This is a genomic window from Paenibacillus sp. 2RAB27 (genome assembly GCF_052115445.1).
In the GTDB taxonomy this organism is placed as follows: Bacteria; Bacillota; Bacilli; order Paenibacillales; family NBRC-103111; genus Paenibacillus_E.
Window position 1 is genome coordinate 147,166 of record NZ_JBFRGR010000014.1, and the last position, 26,253, is coordinate 173,418.

A 26,253-nucleotide genomic window follows, 5' to 3' on the forward strand; every position below is an offset into this window, starting at 1 on the left:
GCCTTTTAATCAAGATGGGGCTAGAATATCCGCGTTTTGCAAACTACGAACGGACAGCTTCTCATTGGGCGTTTGTTTACTTTCCACTTTGTTAAAACCTGACTCTAGCTCTTGTGCTATTTGATCTGCCTGTTCTTGTTGTTTAAGCGTATCTTCTAATGCGAAAAGCTTGGTGAAAATTTCGAGAGCATCATCGCCATGGCGCTCTCCCGCCATTTCTTTGATCCGTAGGATCGGATCACGCAACACTTGATTCACAATACTCTTCGTTAATTTGCGAATCACCTTAATTTCACGCTCATCCAAATCAGTCAACTTATTCAGCATGTTCTCCATGGTTTCTTCGTGAATCTGATTCGCTTTCGTTTGCAAAGCACTAATCAGAGGGCTGACGCCAAGTGTCTTCGTCCATTGGTCAAAAGCAGAGATTTCGGTCGTAATCATGATCTCAATCTTAGCCGCTTCTTTCTTTCTCTCCTGCAAATGCTTATCCACAATATGCTCCAAATCATCAATATCGTAGAGGAACACATTAGGCAAGCCGCTAATCTCAGGATCTAAATCCCGCGGAACCGCGATATCCATCATGAACAGCGGACGTGATTTTCTTTTTTGCACATAAGTTTGAATATCCTTCTTCGTCAGAACGTATCCAGGCGCTCCAGTCGAGCTAATGATAATATCAACCTCTGGTAAATATTTCGGCATTTCCTCTAGTGTGCAAGCCACACCGCTAAATTTGCCTGCTAAATCCATAGCTCTTTCCAATGTGCGATTCACAACGATAACCTTGTTCGCACCATTTGCATACAGATGCTTCACCGTCAGCTCACTCATCTTGCCAGCACCAATAATCATAATGGTCTTGTTCACATAGCTTCCGAAAATTCGCTTACCGAGTTCTACAGCAGCATAGCTAATTGAGACTGGATTATTACTAATGCCCGTCTCTGAGTGTGCTTTCTTCGCAAGTGTTATCGCTTGTTTGAACAGCGTATTGAAATAGGAACCTGTTGCTTTCAATTGTTGAGACGCTAAAAAAGCATCCCTTACTTGACCGAGAATCTGAGTTTCCCCGATGACCATCGAATCAAGCCCCGTTGTGACACGGAATAAATGCTCAATTGATTTCTCATTCTCATACGTATATAAATGCTTCTGGAACTGATCCTTCGTCACATGAAACCAACGCTCAAGAAAATGCGTCAAGTAATGACTGCACAGCTGAGGACGATCCACGACAGCATAAATTTCGGTGCGATTGCAAGTGGCAACAATGACACATTCCAAGATGCTTTTCGTCTCTTTCAATTCCGCGATTGCCTTCGGTAGATCTTGATCTGAGAACGCAAACTTCTCACGAATTTCTACCGGGGCTGTCCGATAATTCAAACCAACTGCGATAATATGCATTGTTACCACCTGCCTTTCCGTCTATTTAGAATCATTATAGCACAGCATTTCAGACATTCCGACAAAATATTTGAATAAATTATGAATGCTTTGGTACTGATCGTTAGTTTTAACAGCTCCGTGCTCCTCTATACCTCATACATGCAGAATCCCTTATTGCAGCCCTTTTTTTCTTAAAAAGGAAGTCATTTCGCGATCTAGTTTCGATAACTCGGTATTCTGCGATGAAATGATATCGCCATTCGAAGCCATCATTTTCTCATAGACCTCATACATCTTCCCAAATTGCCTTTGGGCTTCCTTCAACGTTAATGTCTCATCCGCTTTCAGAGCTCTCACGCCACCGAGCTGCAACCTCTGTATGTACTGGCTTAGTTGGTTCATGAAGCTAAGAGAGCTTAACTCCTCTTTTCCCCCAGCTGCCAAAATCAATCGCTCATGCGTGTATTCCGCTGAGTACAGTGCTCGTCTCACTGGATCGAGCTCATTCGTACTTTTACTTTGTGAGGCTTCTTCTAGACTACTCTTCAATATTTCCATTTGAAATAAGGATACTTGGAACAGTAAATGTGTGGCATCGTGATCTTCCTTTTGATGACCTAACATTTGCGCGAGTTGATAGATGGGCCAAATGATTAGAAAGAGAACAACGACATACACCACCAATTTCCTAATGATTTTATGCTTCAAGCTTCTTCCCCCACCTCAAGTGAACTGGACATGTATCGCCAATATCATTGTATGGGTGTCTGAACAAACAAATAACCACGGATTTCTCCGTGGTTACCGTTATCTTTTGCAGAATTTTATTTAACAAGCTCTGCTTGCTTTATTTCAGGAGTTTCTACTTGTAGTTCACCCATTCCGCGAACAAGTTTCTTCGCATAGAATGTTTCTGGTTTTAGTACGGATACCATAAAGTCGATTGCTAATTGAGGGTCGACTGTCTCACCGCATGTATAACAATCAAGTGCGGCAAAACCTCTCTCAGGATAAGTATGAATGGAGAGATGACTCTCGGACAACATGACAAGAACTGTTGCTCCTTGTGGTTCGAATTGCTTGGATTGTACAGATAAAACAGTTGCTCCACATACCTCGGCAGCTTCAACCATCTGAGCTTGCAGCCATTCTGCATTGTTCAGAAGTTCAAAATCTACCCCCCAAGTATCAACAGCAACGTGTCTTCCGAAAGTTGAGTATTCTGTTTCCATCTTTCGGTTCCCCCTTCCTAGGAATAAAATGTGTGAAAAAAATTTCATCCGCTAGGACCTACGTCATTCACTTCCCGAGGGTATAATCTCTCGCAACATTCAATGTCCTGAGTGAATCCTGGTTCCTATATTGTTTCAACGAGAATAAAAATAACATCTATCGACGATAAATGCAATAGTTTTTTTTGTTAAAGGCTAACTGTCACACCGACGCCATATCTAAATTATGTCGTAATGCCTTTGCATGTGCCTGAAAACAAAGAGAGACCCAAAAATGGGTCTCCATAAATATAGCATGTATGGGTGATTATGCCTCCAAAACGAACAAACGATGTGTAAGCTCATTGAGGCGAATGTCGATCTGTTGGTGTTCATCCCTAGCCTGCAGCATGTTACGCATATCAAGAAGGTGATTGATTTGATCGTAAATCATTTCGATCTCTTGCTCAACTTCTCTCTTCTGGAACATCATCTGCATGAGGCCAATGGTATCTTTGTGCTCATAGACAATTGTCAATAGTTGACCTTTGATTTCCTCGATCTTCACCACGGTTCCGCGTTCATAATAATAAACCATCGTGTAGCTTGGGTAAATCCGATTGACTTTAGCGCTGCCTTTGAATTCCGATACTGCTTTACGCATTAAATTAGCTAATAAGGTATTACTTAATCTGCAGGATCCTGTGCATTCATATAGGCCCGATTTCTTTTCAAATGAAAGGACGATTTCTTGACCTTCGCCATCTTGAAAAACAACTTCTTGATTCCCGTTTTCCAAAACTTTGACTTGCAGTGTCACTTGATGGTCCACAAACATTTGAAAAAACTTCAACATATCGGCTTCTGTTAACTGGAGGCAGGTTTTGACATATTCAGTCGCTAACCTTTGTGCCATAAAAATCCCTCGATTCTTTGTTTTCAAGCCATTAACTATTACCTTGCTTATTATTATACTACAAGAGTCACGAATATTCCTGCCGGCAAATCATGATAATCAGCCAAATATTCTGAAAAATGCTTGATAAACTGGAATGCCATCAAATTTCCCCCAGAATACCTCGCTTTCCCGTATACTTCTTTTTGATTTCCTCTATCTTTGAACGTTATCCTTAACAATACGCAAAAAACCGCCCTGCGATTAGGACGGTTGCGGATCGATTACAGCGCTAGTTAGTACTTCTTCGGTTTGAGGATCCGGCTCGCCATAAGCAATCGCTTGCTCTAGAATTCCCCACAGTTCATCTTTGCCAAGCCCTAGCTCGGAAGAGAACATCAGTGGCTGAACTCCTTTATCCATCCCTAGTGTTTCACGTACAATCTTCAAATGTTTCGGCCATCTGCTCTTAGGAATCTTGTCCGCTTTGGTTGCAACAACAAGAACAGGTACATCCATGTGACGAAGCCATTCGTACATCGCCTGATCATCTTTGGAAGGCGGATGTCTCAGATCGACTAACTGCATCACAAGACGCAATGGCTCACGATTCAATAAATAGCTTTCAATGAATTTGCCCCATTGCTCACGCTTGGTTTTGGATACCTTTGCGTAGCCATAGCCGGGGAGATCAACGAAATATAAGTCCTGATTAATTTTATAATAGTTAAGAGTTTGCGTCTTGCCCGGTTGAGAACTGGTTCTAGCTAAGTTTTTCCGAGAAATCAAACAGTTAATGAGTGACGATTTCCCGACATTAGAACGCCCTGCCAGCGCTATCTCTGGCAAGGCATCCTCTGGATATTGGCTAGGTCCAACCGCGCTGATGATAAATTCAGCTTGATTGACTTTCATGAATGTTCAACTACTTTCTAAGTCGATCCGACGTTAACCGTCGGCTTATTTTTGATAAGCGCATGTTCCAGCACTTGATCCATGTGGCTGACAGGGATAAACGTCATCTCTGTACGGACACTTTCTGGAATTTCGATAATGTCTTTCTCGTTGTCTTGAGGTAAAAGAATTGTACGTATACCCGCACGATGTGCAGCTAGTGCCTTTTCCTTCAAGCCCCCGATGGGAAGTACGCGGCCGCGAAGCGTGACCTCTCCAGTCATCGCCACTAAGCGTGAAACCGGAATGTTCGTCAGTGCAGAGATTAATGCGGTAGCCATTGTTATACCCGCTGATGGACCATCCTTCGGAATAGCACCTTCAGGAATATGAATGTGTACATCATTCTTCTCATGGAAATCTGGGGCAATGCCGAGGACATCAGCTCGCGAACGCGTGTAACTGAAAGCTGCTTGCGCGGATTCCTTCATGACATCACCAAGTTTGCCCGTTAAGGTCAACTTGCCAGTACCAGGCAGCACAGATACCTCAATAACGAGTGTATCTCCCCCAACCTCCGTCCAAGCTAGACCAGTAACAGCGCCGATCTGATCCTTCTCTTCTGCAACATTATATTTAAACTTAACAGGACCTAAATAGTCACTTAAGTTTTCTACCGTTACATGAACAGGTGTCTCAGGGTCAGCTACGATCTTCTTAGCTGCTTTACGATTCATACCTGCAACCTGCTGCTCTAGATTACGCACGCCTGCTTCTCGTGTATATTCGCGCACGATCTTCATCAAAGCGGCCTCATCCACGACAAGTTGCTCTTCTTCAAGACCGTGATCACGTTTCTGCTTAGGAAGTAAATATTTCTTGGCAATTTGGAGCTTCTCAATCTCCGTATACCCTGGAATATATAGAACCTCCATCCGATCTAACAGAGGACGAGGAATATTATGCACAGCATTCGCCGTAGTCACAAACATCACGTTGGATAAATCAAAAGGTACTTCAATGAAATGATCGCTAAAAGTGCTATTTTGTTCAGGATCCAATACTTCAAGCAAGGCTGAAGCAGGATCTCCGCGGAAATCCATCGCCATCTTGTCAATTTCATCTAATAAGAAAACGGGATTATTCGCGCCTGCATTCTTCATACCTTGAATAATTCGACCTGGCATAGCGCCAACATACGTACGACGATGACCGCGAATTTCAGCTTCATCTCTCACGCCGCCTAGCGAAATGCGGATGAACTGTCTTCCCATCGATCTAGCAATTGAACGGGCAATCGAAGTTTTACCAACCCCTGGAGGGCCAACTAAACAAAGAATCGGACCTTTGAGTTTCTTGACTAGCTTCTGCACGGCTAAGTACTCTAGGACCCGCTCTTTCGGCTTCTCGAGACCAAAATGATCCTCATTCAATATTTCTTCTGCTTTATCTAAGTCCAAATCGTCATCGGTTTGTTTGGCCCAAGGAAGACCTAATAACCAATCGATATAATTGCGAATGATGCCGCCTTCTGCAGAAGTTGCAGGCATTTTCTCCAACCTATCGATCTCTTTCTCAACTTTCTCGCGGACCTTTTCCGGAAGCTCTGCCTCAGCTAACTGGCTACGTAACTCATCAACTTCGCCAGCACGACCTTCTTTATCCCCAAGCTCTTTCTGAATTGCCTTCATCTGCTCACGAAGGTAGTATTCCTTCTGTGTTTTCTCCATTTGCTTCTTGACACGCTGACTGATTTTGCGTTCGAGTTCAAGCACTTCCCGCTCATTATTCAAAATATTAAGCATTTTCTCGAGCCGTTCACGAACGTCAACGGTCTCGAGAATATCTTGTTTATCTTTGATTTTGAGCGATAAATGACTACAAATCACGTCTGCTAAACGGCCAGGCTCATCAATATCAGATACCGCGGCTAGCGTCTCAGGCGTTACTTTCTTTGAAAGATTGATGTAATGCTCGAATTGACTTAATACACTTCTCATCAAGGCATCAATCTCAGGATCTGAAATTTCTTGCTCCGGCAATTCTTTTACGGTTACCTCGTAATACTCGTCATTCGTCAAGTACTCTACGATTTCAGCACGTAAAACACCTTCTACTAGAACGCGAATGGTACCATTCGGTAATTTGAGCATTTGCCGCACTTTCGCGATGGTACCGATGCGATAAATATCCTCTTTCGTTGGTTCTTCTATGTTGATCTCTGATTGAGAGCAGAGGAGAATCATGCTGTCATCCACCATCGCCCGCTCGAGTGCTTTCACCGATTTTTCTCGCCCTACATCCAGGTGTAGAACCATGCTCGGATAGACTAGCAGTCCCCTAAGTGGCAATAACGGCAATCTGCGCACCTTCATTTTTCCAGGCCCCATCCTCTGCACCTCCAATAATAGGGATCCTTGAACCTTCGTTCAAAGTCTCACCTTGAAATATAAGTAATAATAGGTTTCACATGATAAATGGCTTTATTTTTGGATAAACGCTCTGTCCAGAGGACAGCGTAGTCGTTTATTTTATCGATGTGGGATTTTCTACCTACATTGCCCTTTACATTTTAACAAAACTCTAAACAAAACACCAATTGAGGGCTGACGCGCCATGTAAGGTAGCGAAAAGCCTCCCTTTAAGAGTCAATTGTATGCTGTGAATTGGCATGTAGAATGGGTAAAGTTGTTGCTGGAATCGTTCTTTCCATAGAGAAAGGTAAAGGAATCACATTATCATGAAGCTCAATGCCGAGTGCTGCAGCTAGCACTTCCTCAATTGTCTCTGCCGCGACAACTTCAACACCAGGTAAATCAACAAACAAAGCTTGCCAATTTTCTTTTGGAATAATAACACGGGTAGCACCTGCTTGGAATGCCGCCTCTACTTTGGCCACAACACCGCCAACAGGCTTCACTTTCCCATGTATGCTCATTTCTCCTGTCATGGCTAATTTGTTATCTACAGGTATTTTATGTATGGCTGAGGCGATCGCTGTAGCCATCGAAATACCTGCGGATGGTCCATCAATCGGCACCCCGCCAGGGAAATTGATATGCAAATCATAATCCGACGTATTAAAACCTAGCTTGCGAAGAACAGTTAACACATTTTCCACAGAGCCTCTTGCCATGCTTTTTCGACGAATGGTTCGAGAGCCTCCGCCCATTTCCTCTTCATCAACAACACCTGTAATATTGAATTTCCCTGTACCTGCAACCGCAATTGGAATCGCTGTTACTTCAATTTCCAATAAAGTGCCCAAATTAGGACCATAAACAGCTAAGCCATTTACGAAGCCTATTTGCGGCTGAGCAGGTACTTTGCGCTCAGGTCTAGGTGGGATTTGTGAAGAATTCACGACCCATTCAATATCAGCTGCTGTGATCGAATCCCGCTTATCGGTTAGGGCAATCCCCGCGGCTAATTGAATCACATTGACTGCCTCGCGGCCATTCGTTGCATATTTCGTTACAACTTCAATGGCATCTTCACATTTTTTAAAACCAATTTTATCAAGCGCTTTTCTTGCAATTTCGCCGACCTCACCTGGCAAAAGTGGCCGGAAGAAAATTTCCAAACAGCGTGAACGGATGGCAGGAGGAATTTCACTCGGTGTGCGAGTCGTTGCCCCAACCAAACGAAAATCTGCTGGTAGCCCATTTTGAAATATATCATGAATATAACCTGGAATATTCGCATCCTCAGAGCTGTAATAGGCACTCTCTAAGAACACTTTACGATCTTCAAGCACCTTTAATAATTTGTTCATTTGCGTCGCGTGCAATTCACCAATTTCGTCAATGAACAAAATTCCCCCGTGCGCCTTCGTTACAGCACCTGGTTTCGGTTGCGGTATTCCAGCAACACCCATCGCACCTGCTCCTTGATAGATGGGATCATGTACAGATCCAATCAACGGATCAGCTATACCACGCTCGTCAAAACGGGCCGTTGTAGCATCTATTTCTGTAAACTTGGAGTCAGGTCGAAATGGAGACTCTTGATTTTTCTTCGCTTCTTCTAATATGACGCGTGCTGCAGCCGTTTTTCCAACGCCGGGAGGGCCATAAATAAGCACATGCTGAGGATTCGGGCCGCATAGTGCCGCTTTCAGTGCCTTCAACCCTTCGATTTGTCCAACAATATCCTGCACAGAAGAAGGCCTCGTTTTCTCAGACAAAGGTTTGGTTAGCGAAATGGATCTCAACTTGCGCAATTTCTCCAGTTCTTTCCTAGACTCTCTATCCACTGCAGACTTGTTCGTCTGTTGATTTCGCAGTAAATTCCAGAAATACAACCCGATTACAACTGCAAAAAACACTTGAATGACCATTAGAATGATACTTAAACTCATGTGTTGAACCTCCTTAAACACGTCATCTTCGATTAGGTACGTTGTATGTCTAGCCTAGCTTCCTTTGCTATTTTCCATTATTCCCGTGTAAAAGAAGGTTAATCCAATCCATGCAAACTTTTGCATCACGTATGATAGCCCCCTCGGAGAAGAAGGATAAGGGTAGTTATTCTTGTAAAAGGATGTGGCGGGATTTGAAGAAATACTTGTTGATTATTCTACTTGCGCTATTTCTTTGCGTGCCTAATTCACAGTTAGCTTCGGCTTCTCGTTCTGATCCCCTTCTTCCTACCGCAGACATCATTCTCGACGTAGGACATGGTGGAATCGACAGCGGGACCATGGTTGGCAAATATGAAGAAAAAGATATGAATCTAGCTATCGCCAAGAAAACATATAAGTCACTTGTTAAAAGAGGGTATCGCGTCATTATAAACCGTACCGAGGACTATGCATTGAGTGATGACAATACATGGTCATACGGAAGCAGACATCGCAAAGATCTCACTCAGCGTTCTGGCCTAGCCAATACCATTAAACCGAGGATGATGCTTAGTTTGCATATCAATTGGTCCAAAAAATCGAACACACGCGGACCGCTCGTCATTTATCAAAATCAATCTGACAGCATTCTGTTAGCAAGCCTCTTACAAGATTCTTTGAATCAAGTTTATGGGACGGAAGAGCTTCCTGTTCTTGGTAAAAAGTATCATGTACTTAAGTACACTAAATGCCCTTCCGTCATTGTTGAACTTGGATTTTTATCTAATAAATCGGATCGGAAGCTCCTTAATGACAGTCATCATCAAGCCAAGCTTGCCAAAGCCATTACACTTGCTGTCGAACAATATTTCACCATGACACATCCAAAATAGTCTATTTAACCATTTGTGAAATAGGAACAAAGGTTGCTTCTTTTTGAATACTTGGAATAGCTTCATTGATGACATGAGCGGTCTTCTTCCCAGGAGGCCCTACATGGCCAATAGCAATCACTTCATCCTTGTCATGTATTAATTTTCTAAGCTTAACCATTTGCTTATTAATATGAGTGTACGTATACAGATCATCAAAAAATAACTGATTATCCGCATGCGGCACGCCACGTGAATCTGCAATTTTACCAATCAAGCTCTTTGGCGTGGTCCGACTGTCCAGTAAGATTAGATTTCGTTCTTTGCAAATCTCGATAAGGATCTTCATGATTCTTTCGTCCGCGGTCGCTTTGGAACCCATATGATTATTAATACCTATGGCATAAGGAACATCGTCGATCGCCGCAACGATTCTTTTATGAATTTCTTCGCTGGACAAGTCAGTTGTAATTGCGCCTGGACCCAGCCAGCTCTTCTTCCCTCTTACAGGTTCCATTGGAAGGTGTAGAATGACCTCTAGTCCTCTGTCATGGGCTAACTGTGCATCCTGCTTCGTTGAGGGCAAGAAGGGCATTACAGCCACTGTAAATGGGATGGGCAGCTTCAGCATTTCCGCTGTTCCTTCCATGTTATTGCCAAAGTCGTCAATAACGATGGCTACTTTCTTCGTAATCGCTCCGGTTGGCTGTTGCGGTATTAAATTGGGCTCTGCCTGTGTGAAACCTGGATTCGCAATTATTACAGCACCTGTGATTAGAGTAAGCGCTACCTGTCGACATATTGCAAACGTTGGAAATGTCTTCATCCTCTTCTCCTCCTTAAAGTTTCCATCAGAAAAACTGGCATCATAAGCATTAGCTATTGTTTCAGAAAGTCTTCGTACAATTGAGCATGCTTTCCAGTTTTACTCATTATGCTTCACTTCCTTGGCAAATATGCGCTTAGACGTGGGCGTACAAAAAAACCGTTAAAGACTCATCGTTGAGTTCTTTAACGGTTGTTATTTTGTTCTATTGTCTACTTAGTGCTGCTTGCGCCCAGGAATGACCCCAGTCTGTTCGTAGGAAGCCACAATAATATCAATTTCTTTTTTCAATTCAGCAAGCAGTTCAGCCTCAGGCACCTTACGAATCATTTCTCCGTAACGGAACAGCATACCTTCCCCACGAGCCCCCGCAATACCAATATCCGCTTCTCTCGCTTCACCAGGCCCGTTCACGGCACAACCCAATACAGAAACCTTAATCGGCACTTTGATCTTAGCAATATAATCTTCAACTTCATTAGCGATCGAGAATAAGTCAATATCCAGACGACCACAAGTCGGACAAGAAACCAACGTTGCGGCGTTCGTAATTAAACCAAATGTCTTAAGCAGTTCTCTGGCAACTTTAATTTCTTCAACAGGGTCAGCACTTAAAGAAATACGAAGTGTGTTACCGATCCCCATATTAAGCAAAGTTCCAATCCCCGCGGCGCTTTTCACAGCACCTGTAAAGAGAGTCCCTGCCTCTGTAATACCAAGATGGAGCGGATAATTAAACGCCTTCGCAGCCTGAGAATACGCCGCAATGGCCATAGGAACATCAGAAGCCTTCAAGGATACGATGATATCATGAAAATCGAGTTCTTCCAAAATGTTGATATGGAACAAGGCGCTTTCTACCATCGCTTCAGGCGTTGGATAGCCGTACTTTTCAAGAAGATGATTCTCAAGGGAGCCCGCATTAACGCCGATACGAATCGGGATGCCACGCTCTTTACATGCCTTCACAACCGCCTCAACCTTCTCACGGCGACCGATATTACCTGGATTAATGCGAACTTTGTCAATGCCGTTCTCAATCGCTGCAAGAGCCAAACGATGATCGAAGTGAATATCAGAGACCAACGGAATATGAATTTGTTTCTTAATTTCCTTGATAGCTTCAGCAGCTTCCTTATTGTTGACCGTCACACGCACAAGCTGACAACCTGCTTCTTCTAAGCGAAGAATTTCTGCAACTGTCGCTTTGACATCAGCGGTTTTGGTAGTACACATGCTTTGCATGATTACTTCGTTACTGCCACCGATCGTTAAATCACCTACCCGAACGGCTCTGGTATCTCGTCTATGGAACATTTTGGTTTCTCTCCCCATGACACCAAACATCCTCCGCTCCAATTCCCAGAATTGGAAATCGGATTGGAGGCTGTGTGATCATTTATAAAATTATAGGTTAAGCACTTTCTTCCTTCTTCTTACCCGATGGCTGTACGCCTTCTTTGGTTGTCAGAACAGGCGTAATCTTGTTTTGAACCGTTTCTTTGGAAACGACACATGAAGATACATCTGTTCTTGAAGGAACTTCAAACATCACATCAAGCATAATGCTTTCAATGATGGCTCTAAGACCACGAGCACCAGTGTTCCGTTTAATCGCTTCTTTGGCAATCGCATCAAGTGCTTCTGCATCAAATTCAAGCGAAACGTTATCCATCTCAAGCATCTTCTGGTATTGTTTCACAAGCGCGTTCTTAGGCTCGGAAAGAATACGTACAAGCGCTGCTTCATCAAGCGGCTCTAGCGTTGAAATAACCGGTAAACGGCCTACGAACTCCGGAATTAACCCGAATCTCAATAGATCCTCAGGAAGGACCATGGATAGGTATTCACCTGGTTTCAAGTCAACTTTCATGCCATCGGTGCTAAAGCCAATGACTTTTTTCCCGATTCTGCGTTTGATAATTTGCTCTAAACCATCAAAAGCTCCACCACAAATAAAGAGAATATTCGTCGTGTCGATTTGAATGAATTCTTGATGCGGATGCTTACGTCCACCTTGTGGAGGTACCGAAGCTACTGTGCCTTCAAGAATTTTGAGAAGAGCTTGTTGTACACCCTCTCCGGAAACATCACGTGTAATGGATGGGTTCTCGGATTTACGTGCAACTTTATCAATCTCATCGATATAGATAATGCCGCGCTCTGCTTTTTCAACATCGTAATCAGCCGCTTGGATTAGTTTGAGCAAGATGTTCTCGACATCTTCTCCTACATAACCAGCTTCTGTCAACGAAGTTGCATCAGCAATTGCAAATGGCACATTCAAAATTTTCGCAAGTGTTTGCGCTAGAAGTGTTTTACCACTACCTGTTGGCCCTAAAAGGACGATATTACTTTTTTGAAGCTCAACATCTTCAAGCTTGTTCTGAGAGTTGATCCGTTTGTAATGGTTATACACGGCAACAGCCAAGGATTTCTTCGCTTGTTCTTGACCAATAACGTATTGATCCAAGATATTACGGATTTCCTTTGGTTTCGGAACATCTTTCAGATCCAGTTCTTCTTCATGCCCTAATTCTTCTTCCACAATCTCCGTACAAAGCTCTATACATTCATCACAAATGTAAACTCCCGGTCCGGCAACAAGTTTACGAACTTGGTCCTGGGATTTTCCACAAAAGGAACATTTGAGTTGGCCTTTTTCATCGTTAAATTTAAACATGGGATCACTCCTTTATTTCAAGTCGTTTCGAGTGATAACCTCGTCGATTAACCCGTATGCCTTCGCTTCTTCAGCGCTCATAAAGTTATCTCGGTCGGTGTCTCTTTCGATCTTTTCAAGCGGCTGTCCCGTTCGGTCCACGTAAATCTGGTTGAGTTTATTCTTGGTCTTGATAATCCAATCCGCGTGGATTTTGATATCGGTTGCTTGACCTCTAACACCGCCGAGCGGTTGGTGAATCATTACTTCTGCATTCGGCAGCGCGTATCGCTTACCTTTGGCTCCTGCTGTCAAAAGCAAAGAACCCATACTTGCGGCCATACCTACACAAATCGTAGATACATCCGGTTTAATAAACTGCATGGTATCGAAGATACCCATTCCTGCCGTAACAGACCCACCAGGTGAGTTGATATATAAGTGAATATCTTTTTCAGGGTCCTGGGCGGATAAAAAGAGCAGCTGGGCAATGACCAAATTAGCCACATCGTCATCAATAGCGGTCCCGATGAAGATTATGCGGTCCTTAAGTAAACGCGAGTAGATATCGTAGGAACGTTCCCCACGAGCCTCTTGTTCTACAACCATAGGAATAAGACTCATTGTACCAACTCCTTTTGCGGCAAGCGCCATGTTCTCTCACTTGAGATTCAATTACAGTTTAACACGATTGAACAACAATGTCATTTTTCTGAATTCACCTATGTAAGCGGTAATACGTATGTACTAAGGCGTTTAGACGTAAATTAGGGTAAAAGAAAGGCACGTTGCTTGCGTACGTGCCTTTACTTACCTTATTTACACGGCTGCGGAAACATGCTTGCTATTTTGAAGCAAGAAATCAACCGTTTTTCTGATAACTAGATCATTGCTAAGACCTTCAAGAGATCCGTTGGAAGCAAACAGCTCACGAAGTTCAGCTGTTGATTTTTGGTAAGACGGTGCATATTTCTCAAGTTCCGCGTCAACTTCTTCGTCGGAAACTGTGATGTTTTCTGCAGCTGCGATAGCTTCAAGAACAAGGTTGTTACGAACACGCTTCTCAGCATCTTCTTTCATTTGTTCTTTCAATGCGCTCTCGTTTTGACCGGAGAACTGGTAGTAGATCTCAAGCGTCATGCCTTGGGAGCGAAGACGTCTTTCGAATTCTTTTACCATGATATCAAGCTCAGCTTCAACCATCGAACCTGGAATTTCAACTTCTGCGTTAGCAGCAGCYTTCTCAACAACTGCAGTTTCAAGTGCAGCTTCGGAATCTTTCTCTTTGCGCTCTTGCATACGTTTTTGAAGCTCTTCTTTGTACTCAACAAGAGTATCGAACTCACTTACGTCTTTAGCGAACTCATCATCAAGCTCAGGCAGGTTTTTGCGTTTGATATCGTGAAGTTTCACTTTAAACACAGCTGCTTTGCCTTTCAGATCTTCGGAATGGTAGTTTTCAGGGAAGCTAACGTTAACTTCCTTCTCTTCGTCCTTACCAAGACCAACAAGTTGCTCTTCGAATCCTGGGATGAATGAGTTGGATCCAAGCTCAAGGGAATACTTCTCCGCTTTACCGCCTTCGAAAGCTACTTCATCAACGAATCCTTCGAAATCAATGATCACGACATCGCCGTTAGCAGCTTGTCCTTCTTCAAGAACAACCAATTCAGCATGACGTTGTTGCAAACGTGCAAGCTCTTCATTCAATTCTTCTTCAGACACAGAAGCGTTAACCGCTTCTACTTCGATACCTTTGTAGTCGCCAAGCGCTACTTCAGGCTTAACTGTTACTTTAGCCTTGAATTTCAAGACTTGACCTTTACCAAATTGCTCAACATCTACTTCTGGACGATCGACAGGCTCGATTTTAACCTCTTCAATCGCTTCAACGTAAACTTCTGGTAAAATGATATCTAGTGCATCTTGATACAAGCTTTCAACACCGAATTTAGCTTCAAAGATTGAACGTGGCACTTTCCCTTTACGGAATCCTGGAACATTCACTTTCGCTGATACCTTTTTAAATGCTTTATCCAAAGCATCTGCTACACGTTCTGCCCCAACTTCAACTTCAAGAACGCCAACGTTCTTCTCTATTTTTTCCCAACTTGCTTTCATTTTATGCCTTCCCCTCCAAAAATGTACCATGACATATATTTTTCACGTTAAGCTCATTATAACCATTCTATTATACCATATAACATTTTCATTTCAAGCGAGCTTTGTTCTTAGCCAGGATCCGGGCTAAATTGCTTTACAAAAGCGGTCAGGACATTGTGCGCGCGCTTCCACTGCAGCGTCATCGCGTCCACGATTCCATAAGTCTCTAATAGCTCATCTCGATCAACCGTACCAAACAGTTTGTCTTGCAATATCGCATGCAGCGCTGAGGCCCACACATCTACCGCGCTTTCTTCTGCCCTAAGCAGCTCCGTGTAAATAGAGGTGCCATACGCATAGGCAAGAAACTCCTGCCAAGTCTGAGTCGCAAAGTAAACAAAGTCAGGTTGGCTTATTTCACTAATGTCCCCGACTCTGCGAATCATATCACGAATCCGCAATGGAAAATCCTCCGCAGTAAGCGGCGTCTCATCGATTTCCACGAGAACTGTTCGGCCATTCTTAGGAAACTCAATTAAGCCGTGCTCTCCCATTTGCTTAAGCGTCTGTAACGCTTTGAATTGAAGATGAGGATGTCTAGGCCTTTCGCAAAGCCATGTCTTCACAAATTCGCTCACCTCAGGCTGCTCAATAAAAGCAAGCTGCTCCAATGCACTTACTTGTCCCTCAAGCGAACCTTCTTGCAGCATGTTTTGAAGCTTCAACACAAAAGCACCATCATCTGAAGCTGATTTATCATGGATATACTGGCGCAATAAGGCGGATTCTTCCTCCGAATCCTCTTCTTCTGTCACGGATGATGAGAACATCGTTTCCGGAAACATGGTGAGCAGCCAGTGCCGTAGGGCTTCCCATTGATCAGACTTATTCGCATCGACATTAGGAAATTGGAGTAAGAAAGTAAGTATCTCCAGTGCTTCTTTATACTGCTCGGAGCGCAATAGCTTCATTAGCTCGTCTTCATAGAACTGCTCTGTCTTCGGAAAAAGGATGACATTATTAGGCGTAGGATCTGATATAGGGATCACCTCTGTTCGTGTGTCTCGCTTGTGCCAGTTTACTCCATCATTCAAATGAATGCAAAAATATTTAAAAATGAAGTTGACTCGCATTATACGTTATGATATATTAACTCTTGCTTCGCCAAACGGATCTCGTCCAGGCGGTAAGAAGTGTCATAGGTCTCAGTAGCTCAGCTGGATAGAGCACACGCCTTCTAAGCGTGCGGTCGGGGGTTCGAATCCCTCCTGGGACGTAATAGCAAGTAGAAAGACCGCGAGAAATCGCGGTCTTTTTTGCGTGCTGGTTGAGGCAGTGCTGTTCCGGACACGCCGAAGTTAATTAATTCCTTCATAATATTAAAAAGCACCCCMGCTGCATTTGCAAGCAAGGGTGCTGCTATGACCGATAGATTCTTTCGCCTACACGGATGGCCTATTTGGCTGATGATGTCCCGGCTCCGTTGAATCGAGATTCGACTGAATACGGGATGATTGCTTCGAGTGATCGATCGCACTTTGTGTTTTCTGCATCATACTTTTCTTTTTACCCATAGTAGCAACTCCTTCTATTTATAGAATGAACGCCACATTAGTATGGAGGGTTTCCGTACAGACTATGCTGGTTATCGTTTCCTTCCCTCTAGCATGAAGCTGGGGAATAACAAAGAGCCTGTAGGGATGCCCCTACAGGCTCTTGCTCATGCCATAAGACGTTAGTGCATGTTGTGAGGCAAATTTTTGCCTGTATGACCGTCACCTTGTGTCCTTTTATTCTTCTCGGCTTTCCTCTGCTTCTCATGCAGCTTGCTAATGAAATGACTATCCATGAGCACTCGCCTCCTGAATAAAGAATGGCATTACCCTAAATAGAATGTCACGAAAGGTCCGTATTTAATCGCATTGCCAAATTTATTATTGCGCCTCTGAATTCAACATCGGTTAGTGCCTTTTCGTATAAAGATTCAAAAGTTGCTCGATTTTGGATAAATTCAGGCTCCGATTTAATGGCTGTTTGCGTCCAGTTAATCAATACGTTCTCAGCTTGTATGAGTTCGTTGTAGGCGCGATGCAAGCCAACCTTTTCAATAATTTCTTCCATTTCAGCTTGACCCAATTCTACGCCATCTTGTTTTGCATTTTCAATTCGAATGTCCGCTTGCGCGCTAATTTGTAAAAAGTGCTCTTTCGATGCTAAATAATCAACTTGAGCTCTTGAATATTTAATTCCCATTGTCATCACCTTCGTTTATATAATGGCAGTACTTGGATTGATTGTAACAGTCTCTTTAACAAAACACAAAAAGCACGGACTGCTCTTACTTTTGTCATGTTCTGGACAGACATTTAATACCTTCCATTCGCATACCCTTTATCATTATGCTCTCCTCAAAAGAAAGGAAGGAACGTCTATGTGCGGAATAACGGGTTGGATAGATTGGCGGAAAGACTTGACCGGGTACCCGTCCATTCTAGAAAATATGACGGAAACGCTCCAACTGCGCGGACCTGATGCCTCAGGTACCTGGATTTCACAGCATTGTGCCCTCGGACATCGACGTCTAAGTGTTATGGATCCTGAGAATGGCGCCCAGCCCATGGTCCGTAAACAAGGCGACTATACGTATACCATCGTATATAATGGCGAACTCTATAATGCCCCAGAGTTAAAAAAAGAGCTCGAGCTCCGCGGCCATCAATTTCGAACAACGTGTGATACCGAAGTGCTGCTAGTCGCTTTTATAGAGTGGGGAAAAGCATGTATAGACCGCCTGAACGGCATCTTTGCTTTCGCGGCTTGGAATGACCAAGAGCAGTCACTGACCCTAGTTCGTGACAGACTCGGCGTTAAGCCTCTTTTTTATTCCCATCAGGATAGTGTATTATTATTCGGCTCTGAACCAAAAGCCATTCTAGCTCACCCTGATTTCAAAGCAGAGGTTGGTGCCGAAGGCTTTGCAGAAATATTCGCTGTCGGACCGGCTAGAACGCCTGGACATGGGATTTATCGCAACATGTCTGAGCTGAAGCCAGGTCAATTTGCTATTTTTGACCGGAATGGCTTATCCATTCGAACGTATTGGAAGCTCGAAAGCCATCAACATCCTGATGATATCGTCGGCACAGCCGCGCAGGTACAGCAATTGCTTAATGATACGGCAGAGCGCCAATTAGTTTCAGACGTCCCTATCTGTACGCTCCTCTCAGGCGGACTTGATTCTAGCGCCCTCACTGCGCTCGCTTCGACGCATTACAAGAATAGCGGGCAAGGACCGCTTCATACTTTCTCCGTGGACTACAAGGATAACGATAAGCATTTCAAAGCGAACCTGTTCCAACCGAACTCAGACGCACCTTGGATTAAAAGGATGACTGAGCATTTAGGAACCGAGCATCATTACATTGAATTTGATACGCCAGAGCTTGTGGAATCTCTGAAGACAGCCGTGATCGCCCGCGATACACCGGGCATGGCCGATGTCGACGGATCTCTCTATTTATTTTGCCGAGAAATCAAAAAGGAAGCAACGGTCGCGATCTCAGGAGAAGCGGCTGACGAAATATTCGGTGGATACCCTTGGTTCCACAATACAGATGCACTAGAAGCGAACACGTTTCCGTGGTCACTTAAGTTAGCCAATCGGGTGGATCTGCTCGCCCCAGACTTCGTCGATTGGATTAAACCTGTTGAATATGTCAGTAATCGATACCAGCAAGCCTTAAGCGAGGTACCTCGCTTAGCTGGGGAAACGAAGCAGCAGAATCGGATGCGAGAAATGTCCTATTTGAATATTACGCGTTTCATGCCTACGTTGCTTGATCGTAAAGACCGCATGAGTATGGCCGTTGGCCTCGAGGTACGCGTCCCCTTCTGTGATCACCGTCTGGTTGAGTACGTTTGGAACATTCCGTGGGAAATCAAAACATCCGGAGACAGAGAAAAAGGCATATTACGTCAAGCATTACGAGGTGTATTGCCTGAAGATGTACTGACGAGGAAGAAAAGTCCATATCCGAAAACACACAACCCGAATTATTTAACTGCCGTAAGAAAATGGGTATTGGAAATTCTGGATGATCCTTCATCCCCTATCTTGCCTTTTATTGATGTCAAAAAGATTCGCGCACTCGCCAGCTCGGAGTCCAATGATTTCGACCTGCCTTGGTTCGGTCAGCTGATGACAGGTCCTCAGTTATTCGCTTATTTAGCTCAAGTGGATATGTGGCTGCGAACCTATAAGATCTCGATCCGATAATGTGATTGCAGAAAAAAGACCTGCGTCCACGCATTCACGTGGTTGCAGGTCTTTCTGTGTTTTAGCTCGTTTGATCAGGAAGCTGATCCAAAAACATACGCAAAGCTTTGGCACGATGACTCATTTCATTCTTCTCTTCCATCGTCAACTCAGCCATCGTTCGACCCAGTGATGGAATGTAGAATAGAGGATCGTAACCAAATCCGCTTTCGCCACGCTGCTCATGAATAATAAAGCCTTGGCAGACATCCTCCGCTTCGATCACTTCATTCGCCACGGGATCAATTAAACTAAGTGCACAAACGAAGGAAGCCTCACTAAGTAATGGAGGGTGGCCCTCCCCCGCACTCAGCTCGATCCGATCTTCCAACTCATGCAAAGCTTGAAGTAGTCTGGCATTATTGTCAGCATCCGTTGCGTTTTCTCCCGCGTAACGAGCCGAATATACACCTGGATCACCACCTAGTGCCGTAACGCATAAACCAGAATCATCAGCAAGTACAGGTACATGAAGATGGGCAGAGATGATTTGCGCCTTGATCCGCGCGTTCTCTGCAAAAGTCTTCCCACTCTCAACGATTTCCGGCAAATCCGAGTAATCCGCTAGACTTCGAACCTTATACCCTTTAGCTCCGAAAAGCTTGGCGAACTCTTTCACTTTACCTTCGTTACGCGTTGCGATGACAACAAAATTACTTTGTAGCCGCATGCCCAGCACCTCGAATACGATCTGCGATCGGCCCTAGCACACCGGCTTGTACGTCGATCATGGTGTTAATCCCCGCTTCTGCTAGCGCCAGTAATTCATCAAGCTCTTTACGGGAAAAAGGAGCATCCTCGCCCGTTCCTTGAACTTCAACGAACTGACCTTGTCCCGTCATCACGACGTTCATATCCACTTTTGCTTTGGAATCCTCTTCATAATTAAGATCCAGCTTCGGAATATCCCCAATAACGCCAACACTGACAGCAGCGAGGAAGTCGTTAATTGGGAACTTGGCTAAGTTTTTATCATTAGCAAGCTTATTGATTGCAAATGCCATCGCTACGAAAGCACCCGTAATGGATGCTGTACGCGTACCGCCATCTGCTTGAATCACATCGCAGTCCAGCGTAATGGATCTTTCACCAAGTGCTTCCAAGCTGACTACCGAACGTAATGCTCGACCGATAAGACGTTGAATTTCCATCGTGCGTCCACCGAGCTTACCTTTTGCCGCTTCACGTTGATTACGAACTTGTGTTGCCCGCGGCAGCATCGAATATTCCGCTGTAACCCAGCCCTTTCCTTGCCCTTTCATAAAAGGAGGAACACGATCTTCGACCGTTGCTGTACAAATGACTTTCGTATCCCCGACCTCAATGAGGACCGAGCCTTCTGCGTGTTTTATATAATGAGGGGTTATTTGCATAGGTCGCAGTTCTTGATCCGTTCTTCCACCAATTCTCATAAATGTCTTTCTCCTCCTGTAGCTACATCTAAAGCTCTAATCCTTACGCCCCATTGTAACAAACTCATCAAGGAAAAGCATCCTAACACTAATGAATATGGAAAGAACCGAAAAACCACCAGGGATTCCTCCGTTTAAGAACGTTGGAATCACCTGATGGAACGTTGGTTATCAATACGATTAAAGCTTGATCGCAGGATTAATATGCGCAGGTCTCAGAACAGGCTTACTGTAGTTTTGATTATCTGTAGACGTAATTTTCACAGCGCCATCCACCTTAATTTGTACTTGTTTAAACGTGGTGTTCTCCGTTAAAGACAAGATGACCGATTGCAACGCATCCGCTGAAGCTTTCTGATCCGTACCCAGCAGCTTGTTGGAGAAGTCCACGGTGATTAAACCCTCGCCTGGCTTAATGCTCTTCAACTCTGTTGTTGCATTGAGGACAGCCCCAAGTCCCTTCTTCTGATCTGGACCTTTAATCAATTGCTCGACAACAGCCTTCGCAACATCGTCCGTTCTCTTTATAAGGCGAGTCACAGGGACATAATATTTGTAATTTTGATCATTTTGATTTAGGAAATAGAGAGTAACCGGTGTCGCTTGACCAAATTCGGTATCCTCTGCTTTCTCCAGATTGATCCCCATCGTGCGCGCCAATGGTGCATCAAGTGGTGTTCGGCCCTTTGGCATCTCTTTCAGGTCCTTGCCATCTACACGCAGTTGAACCTTATCGATCGTAGGGAAGTTCGTCAAGTTCCACGTGATCGCTTCAAGGAGCTTGCGCTCATCCTTCACATCGTAGTTGAGAAACTCTTTCGAGAAATCAACTGTAGCACTTTTGTCTGATTTTACATTTAAGCTAATAACCTTAGTCCCCTTCGGTAGAAGCGCTTGGAAACCTGAAGGCAGCTGACTCGTTTCTGGTCCGCCGTCCACCATGTACTCTAATGTTGTCTTTGCAACTGAGACTGTCTTCGGCAACGCTAGACTTAATGGTGTCACGAAGCCTTTGGCATCTTTCACATACACCGTCATTTGTGACGTAATATCTTCAGACATGTCGACGGTAACCGCAGCTGAAGTCGTCTTCACATCTACGTCTGTACCCGCCCCAGGAGGTGCATCGATGTCACTCTTCTTTCCACTGCCCAAAATCGAACATCCCGTGGTCAGTAGAACAATCACCCCCGCTAAAGCGGCTGAACGAATCCAATGTTGATGTTTCATTTGCTTATTTCCTCCTTCGATTTTTGCTATTCGCATGGCCTGTACGATGCTTTTTCGTATTACTATGTATACGGGACTTTGTCCGATTTATAACTACTTTTTGTCCACCTCTTTATGAATCACAAAAAAACATAATGACGAATGGAATCATCACCAATCTTCGTCAATTCGAACTCATATGCTATACTGAATACCAGCGTGAAACTGAAATAAAAAACTACTATCAAGTGCAATAACTACTTTCTGATATTCGATCAAGGAGGTCTTATAATGAGAACATTTTTGAAGGAAAAGACCCTCATTTTCAATGAATTCCGAGAAGAGGTTTTCAGTCATTATCCACAAGCTGTCATTGAGGAAGCTGTTGCTAGATTGCTTGTTGAAATAAAAGGCATCAAGAAAATCCCCACCGATTTAATTACAACCACGCTGCTCGGGGTATTAAGTAAGACGGAAACCTTCAACGTCATGTCTACCCTCATGGAGCTTCAAAAAAAGGTGAAGCATGATGCTGAGCTGCTAGCTAGCATGAAAGACCCTGCCTACAACGTTCATCGCACAATTGCGATGTCCATTTGTGGATTATACGGGAGCGGCGCGATCTCACTATTCGGTTTTATCGACTGCAAATTCCGCTTCTTTTTTCCGACGAAAAGACCTAAATCCTTCATCTMCAAGGGGATTTGTGCGATTGTCGCTTCAACCGCAAGTGTCATTATTTCGGATAGCGTGAAGATGGATTACTCCAAACGCAATCTGCAAATGCTCGAGGCCCGCGGTGTGCTTCTGGATGATATGGTCGAGATCCTTGACCAGTTGCAACGTCCTTACAATCCAGATATGCCACGCAGTCTCTGTGAAGAACATATTCTGGCGGTACTTCGCAAACAGCAAACCTTTCATGCGCTCCAACTCGCGATCAAGATTGATACCGCTGTCGAAGCCAAAGAATTCAACCCGCAATACAATCATATTGTGGGGATGGACGAAGGACTTTTCGGCGTTGATGAAAGCATCGCAACTGCCGTCCCTCTCATGTACGGAACTATTGCGCTCACGAATTTCGGCTATCTCGACAAAGCCAAAATCGGCATTATCGAGGAGCTCGACAGTGATCACGCAGATGGTAAATGCAATACGTTTATCGATGATATGGTCTGTGGAATTGTAGCGGCCGCTTGTGGTCGGTTAGCGCATAACCATACGCCGACGTATAGTAAGCCGTTGAAGTAAGAGTGTGAAATGATAGTGTGCGATTAGAAACAATTACCTGATTGAAAGTGCGTAAGGGAACGTAGGGGCGCTATTTGGATGAAAATCGGGGTAAGTGCTAGGGATGGGGAACGTAGGGACGCTATTTTGAAGAAACATGGTTTTTCGGCACCATTTCGGAAGGAATAAGGGATCTACGTTCCCCTTCTGGGTGAAATCGGCTGTTTAGGAGCAAATAGAGAATCTACGTTCCCCTTGTTAGATCATAAAGAAAAAGCGCTAGCCCTACATCAAGGGTTTGCGCTTTTTTCGTTATTTGGAGATCGCGACGTAGAACACGCGATCTGCCTGCGGATCCACCTGCTGGATGCGGCCTTCGGCTTCCAGCAGGATCAAGTGCGCGATCGTCTCCGACAGCGCGAATCGCATTTGGTGCACGCTCAGCCGGTCGCCGAACGTCGCCCGGCACACCTCATAAGCGCTCCGCGGCGCGCTTAGCTGCCCTTCCATGAGCGCGAGCCGCTCATGGTGATGGCGCACGAGCTCCTCCGCGCGCGCGCCAAAGCCTTGCCAAGGCTCCCGGTGCCCCGGGTAAGCCATCACAACCGGCAGCCTGCCCATCTCCTGCAGGCTGCTCAGGTACGCGCCGAGCGGGTTTTCTTCCACCTGCGGGATGAAGGAAACATTCGGCGATATTTGCGGCAGGACGTGGTCGCCGCAAAACATCACCTGCGCCTCAGCGTCGTAGAAGACGAGATGCCCCGCGGCATGGCCGGGGGTCTCGATGGCTTCATAGACGCGATCGCCGAGGCGCACGGGCCCTTCACGCAGCAGGGTAACCTGCGGCTGCGGGGAGACCAGATCGACGAAGCTCACCATGTGCTTCGTCATCTCGATCAGCCCGGCTTCGGGGAAGCCATGCCGGGCGAATAGCTCCAGGAGCAGCGGAGACATCGGCTGCTCTGGGCCCCACAGGAGCTGCACCTGCGCGTATCCGGTCTCCGATAGGAGAACCGGCGCGCCCGTGCGCTCCTGGAACCAACCGGCCATCCCATAGTGGTCGGGATGGTGGTGGGTGAGCACGATTTGTTCCACGTGCTCATATCCGATCCCTTGCTCCTTGAGCACTTGCTCCCAGAGCGCCTCCGCTTCCGGCGTATGCAGTCCCGGATCGATCACCGTGTAACCTTTGCTGCCACGAATCAGGTAAGCATTCACCCAACGTAAGGGGAACGGCAGCGGCACCTTCACTTGCGTAATTTCATCTGTATGTACGGTCACGACATTCATATCCCGATAGTCATCCTTCCTTATGTCCAACAAAAATCATCCGACTCGAAGTATCTGGTGAATAAGCCTGACCTTCATAGTCACCATAGACATGATCAATATGTAATCCAGCTTTGGCCAGCATCGCCTCAAACTCCGGTCGCTCGTACAACTTCACCTGCTCCAAATAGTGCCGGTCTGGTTCGCCAGCTTGCGAAATCACAATGCGCTTGCGCACACAACCGTCTTCGATCGTTCTCGTCTCACGAATAGTCAAATCCTCTTCCTCCCGTTCCGATTGCGCGACCAAATTCGCGTTCACATACACGGGATTCAGAAAATCGACAATGAATCGACCTTCCTTTTTTAACAGTCGATGCATCTCATGAAGCACTTTCTCATTCTGCTCATCTTCGTCAAAATAGCCAAATGACGTAAACAAATTCACAACTGCATCAAACGGCTCACTTAGCGGCACATCCCGCATATCTCCGTGAATCCATTTCACTTTAGCTTCTCCGCCCAGCTTCACAGCTTCCTGAAGCAGCACTTCCGACAAATCAACGCCAGTTACGGTATAACCAAGCTCCGAAAGCGCCAACGAATGCCGCCCCATCCCGCAGCAGAGATCCAAAAGACGAGCCCCTTGCTTAAGCTCCAACCAGTTCATCATTTTTTTCACTTCCGTGTAAGCGCCCTGCATGTCTCTATGTTTATACACAAGTAAATAGTCATTGCCAAAACTTTCTTGGTACCACGCCATCTTTTCAACACCTTCAGCTTTATGATTAAATTTCTACGATAAAAATGTTATAAGAGCAGCCGTTGTTTCATGATCCGCAAACCCTCTAGCGCTTCTTCCTTGCTAAAATTCCCAGCCTTCAATTGCTCGTCCTCAACCTGAAGCAGTTTTTCGTAAAAAAGAAGACCTTGCTTCGGCAGCTCCGATTTCTCCGGATGATCCTCCATATAATGAAACAAAACATCTTCAACCTTCGCATAATTGCTTTGTTTCTCATAATGTAAAAAAAGCTGCCTCTGCACCCCTTCTGGGATCTCCCAACCTTGAAGATGATTCAGGCTTGCAACCATCCGAGTGGCAATTTCATCATTAACCTCATCCTCAGGCTCAACTTCATCCGACAAAGACAAATGCAAAAGTAAATCTAAGGACTTCAGGTGCGCCCAATAGGCCTCCCCATCTTCCTCATGCTGCTTCAACAGCTCACCTTGCCCCACAAACATATCACTAATGACTAACGCCTTCGCCGTATCAATGCTCCCTTGGTAGGATAGCAATTCCAGAATATCCTTACTGGACAAAGACTGGAGGGAACGAATATTCAAACCCAATAAATGACGACTAGCTTCATCTAACTGTCTCTGCGCATCTTCAATCGGGATATGTTCCTTGTTAAAAAGAATCCGATGCAGCACCACCGTCAATTGTTCAATCTGTCGCATCAAATAATCACGCCTGAACATCCGAAGCAGCCCCTTTTGGTTACAAATACACCTTAATTCAGCTTACCACGCCTAGCGCTGAAACTCAAAAATACAACATGATAAAAACATAAAAGCCCCCGTTTCCCTCCAAAGGAGGGTGGGTGGCTTG

Annotated in this window: 25 protein-coding genes and 1 tRNA gene; 4 read left to right on the top strand and 22 right to left on the bottom strand. The window is 44.9% G+C overall.

From position 1 onward, the window contains the following. Positions 1–9 precede the first annotated feature (9 nt). From hemA to lonB, 7 genes are all read right to left on the bottom strand, one after another. A complete protein-coding gene (gene hemA, locus AB4114_RS19765) occupies positions 10–1,413 on the bottom strand; it encodes a glutamyl-tRNA reductase (RefSeq protein ID WP_441990008.1) in 1,404 nt (467 codons plus the stop codon). Between the two features lie 153 nt (positions 1,414–1,566). Continuing rightward, positions 1,567–2,103 (bottom strand): S-adenosylmethionine decarboxylase, encoded by a 537-nt coding sequence (locus AB4114_RS19770; protein WP_441990009.1) that lies wholly within the window; start codon positions 2,101–2,103, stop codon positions 1,567–1,569. Between the two features lie 116 nt (positions 2,104–2,219). Next, on the bottom strand, positions 2,220–2,627 hold the full coding sequence (gene speD, locus AB4114_RS19775; RefSeq protein ID WP_056610310.1) for an adenosylmethionine decarboxylase: 408 nt from the start codon (positions 2,625–2,627) through the stop codon (positions 2,220–2,222). A gap of 307 nt (positions 2,628–2,934) precedes the next feature. Further along, positions 2,935–3,522, bottom strand: coding sequence for a hypothetical protein (locus tag AB4114_RS19780; RefSeq protein ID WP_056610308.1), 588 nt, complete (start codon positions 3,520–3,522; stop codon positions 2,935–2,937). Positions 3,523–3,765: 243 nt separating this feature from the next. Continuing rightward, the gene (gene yihA, locus AB4114_RS19785) at positions 3,766–4,416 is read right to left on the bottom strand and encodes a ribosome biogenesis GTP-binding protein YihA/YsxC (RefSeq protein ID WP_171630412.1); all 651 of its coding nucleotides are present in this window, start codon (positions 4,414–4,416) and stop codon (positions 3,766–3,768) included. A gap of 17 nt (positions 4,417–4,433) precedes the next feature. Continuing rightward, complete coding sequence (gene lon / locus AB4114_RS19790; RefSeq protein WP_441990010.1) at positions 4,434–6,785, bottom strand: endopeptidase La; 2,352 nt, start codon at positions 6,783–6,785, stop codon at positions 4,434–4,436. A gap of 251 nt (positions 6,786–7,036) precedes the next feature. Then, on the bottom strand, positions 7,037–8,755 hold the full coding sequence (gene lonB, locus AB4114_RS19795) for an ATP-dependent protease LonB (protein ID WP_171630414.1): 1,719 nt from the start codon (positions 8,753–8,755) through the stop codon (positions 7,037–7,039). 194 nt (positions 8,756–8,949) lie between these two features. Here lonB and AB4114_RS19800 point away from each other — a divergent pair, with 194 nt between their 5' ends. Beyond that, positions 8,950–9,630 carry an N-acetylmuramoyl-L-alanine amidase family protein gene (locus AB4114_RS19800; protein ID WP_441990011.1) on the top strand — a complete coding sequence of 227 codons (681 nt, stop codon included), beginning with the start codon at positions 8,950–8,952 and terminating at the stop codon, positions 9,628–9,630. A 1-nt stretch (position 9,631) separates the two neighbouring features. Here the strand turns inward: AB4114_RS19800 and AB4114_RS19805 are convergent, their stop codons facing one another. The 6 genes from AB4114_RS19805 to AB4114_RS19830 form a co-directional block, all read right to left on the bottom strand. Further along, entirely contained in the window at positions 9,632–10,435 is an 804-nt protein-coding gene (locus AB4114_RS19805) for a divergent polysaccharide deacetylase family protein (protein ID WP_441990012.1), read from the bottom strand. 216 nt (positions 10,436–10,651) lie between these two features. Then, complete coding sequence (gene ispG, locus AB4114_RS19810) at positions 10,652–11,752, bottom strand: flavodoxin-dependent (E)-4-hydroxy-3-methylbut-2-enyl-diphosphate synthase (RefSeq protein WP_056610296.1); 1,101 nt, start codon at positions 11,750–11,752, stop codon at positions 10,652–10,654. Between the two features lie 97 nt (positions 11,753–11,849). Next, positions 11,850–13,118, bottom strand: coding sequence for an ATP-dependent protease ATP-binding subunit ClpX (clpX, locus tag AB4114_RS19815; RefSeq protein ID WP_171630418.1), 1,269 nt, complete (start codon positions 13,116–13,118; stop codon positions 11,850–11,852). 12 nt (positions 13,119–13,130) lie between these two features. After that, positions 13,131–13,721, bottom strand: coding sequence for an ATP-dependent Clp endopeptidase proteolytic subunit ClpP (clpP, locus tag AB4114_RS19820; RefSeq protein ID WP_056610292.1), 591 nt, complete (start codon positions 13,719–13,721; stop codon positions 13,131–13,133). Between the two features lie 195 nt (positions 13,722–13,916). Further along, the gene (gene tig / locus AB4114_RS19825) at positions 13,917–15,218 is read right to left on the bottom strand and encodes a trigger factor (RefSeq protein WP_441990013.1); all 1,302 of its coding nucleotides are present in this window, start codon (positions 15,216–15,218) and stop codon (positions 13,917–13,919) included. A 110-nt stretch (positions 15,219–15,328) separates the two neighbouring features. Then, positions 15,329–16,249, bottom strand: coding sequence for a hypothetical protein (locus tag AB4114_RS19830; protein WP_441990014.1), 921 nt, complete (start codon positions 16,247–16,249; stop codon positions 15,329–15,331). Between the two features lie 153 nt (positions 16,250–16,402). Here AB4114_RS19830 and AB4114_RS19835 point away from each other — a divergent pair. Next, a tRNA-Arg gene (locus AB4114_RS19835) sits at positions 16,403–16,476 on the top strand. Positions 16,477–16,642: 166 nt separating this feature from the next. Here AB4114_RS19835 and AB4114_RS19840 read toward each other — a convergent pair. From AB4114_RS19840 to AB4114_RS19850, 3 genes are all read right to left on the bottom strand, one after another. After that, the gene (locus tag AB4114_RS19840; protein ID WP_268796183.1) at positions 16,643–16,774 is read right to left on the bottom strand and encodes a hypothetical protein; all 132 of its coding nucleotides are present in this window, start codon (positions 16,772–16,774) and stop codon (positions 16,643–16,645) included. Between the two features lie 161 nt (positions 16,775–16,935). Further along, positions 16,936–17,049, bottom strand: coding sequence for a DUF4023 family protein (locus AB4114_RS19845; RefSeq protein ID WP_081787603.1), 114 nt, complete (start codon positions 17,047–17,049; stop codon positions 16,936–16,938). A gap of 47 nt (positions 17,050–17,096) precedes the next feature. After that, positions 17,097–17,453, bottom strand: coding sequence for a hypothetical protein (locus AB4114_RS19850; RefSeq protein WP_441990015.1), 357 nt, complete (start codon positions 17,451–17,453; stop codon positions 17,097–17,099). Between the two features lie 178 nt (positions 17,454–17,631). On the opposite strand from AB4114_RS19850, the gene asnB reads away from it, so the two are divergent. Then, positions 17,632–19,476, top strand: a complete 1,845-nt coding sequence (gene asnB / locus AB4114_RS19855) for an asparagine synthase (glutamine-hydrolyzing) (protein ID WP_441990016.1) — start codon at positions 17,632–17,634, stop codon at positions 19,474–19,476. 61 nt (positions 19,477–19,537) lie between these two features. Here asnB and AB4114_RS19860 read toward each other — a convergent pair whose 3' ends face one another. From AB4114_RS19860 to AB4114_RS19870, 3 genes are all read right to left on the bottom strand, one after another. Beyond that, a complete protein-coding gene (locus AB4114_RS19860) occupies positions 19,538–20,185 on the bottom strand; it encodes an XTP/dITP diphosphatase (RefSeq protein ID WP_441990017.1) in 648 nt (215 codons plus the stop codon). Beyond that, a complete protein-coding gene (gene rph, locus AB4114_RS19865) occupies positions 20,169–20,927 on the bottom strand; it encodes a ribonuclease PH (protein WP_171630425.1) in 759 nt (252 codons plus the stop codon). Before rph ends, AB4114_RS19860 begins: the two co-directional genes overlap by 17 nt. Before the next feature lie 180 nt (positions 20,928–21,107). Continuing rightward, positions 21,108–22,157 carry a GerMN domain-containing protein gene (locus AB4114_RS19870; protein WP_441990018.1) on the bottom strand — a complete coding sequence of 350 codons (1,050 nt, stop codon included), beginning with the start codon at positions 22,155–22,157 and terminating at the stop codon, positions 21,108–21,110. Between the two features lie 270 nt (positions 22,158–22,427). On the opposite strand from AB4114_RS19870, the gene AB4114_RS19875 reads away from it, so the two are divergent. After that, positions 22,428–23,390 carry a phosphatidylglycerophosphatase A family protein gene (locus AB4114_RS19875; RefSeq protein WP_441990019.1) on the top strand — a complete coding sequence of 321 codons (963 nt, stop codon included), beginning with the start codon at positions 22,428–22,430 and terminating at the stop codon, positions 23,388–23,390. 291 nt (positions 23,391–23,681) lie between these two features. On the opposite strand, the gene AB4114_RS19880 is transcribed toward AB4114_RS19875, so the two are convergent. The 3 genes from AB4114_RS19880 to AB4114_RS19890 are packed head-to-tail and all read right to left on the bottom strand — an operon-like array spanning position 23,682 to position 26,123. Then, positions 23,682–24,659 carry an MBL fold metallo-hydrolase gene (locus tag AB4114_RS19880; protein ID WP_441990020.1) on the bottom strand — a complete coding sequence of 326 codons (978 nt, stop codon included), beginning with the start codon at positions 24,657–24,659 and terminating at the stop codon, positions 23,682–23,684. Positions 24,660–24,669: 10 nt separating this feature from the next. Next, positions 24,670–25,401 (bottom strand): class I SAM-dependent methyltransferase, encoded by a 732-nt coding sequence (locus tag AB4114_RS19885; RefSeq protein WP_441990021.1) that lies wholly within the window; start codon positions 25,399–25,401, stop codon positions 24,670–24,672. Positions 25,402–25,448: 47 nt separating this feature from the next. Next, positions 25,449–26,123 carry a DUF6483 family protein gene (locus AB4114_RS19890; RefSeq protein WP_441990022.1) on the bottom strand — a complete coding sequence of 225 codons (675 nt, stop codon included), beginning with the start codon at positions 26,121–26,123 and terminating at the stop codon, positions 25,449–25,451. Between the last annotated feature and the right edge of the window lie 130 nt (positions 26,124–26,253).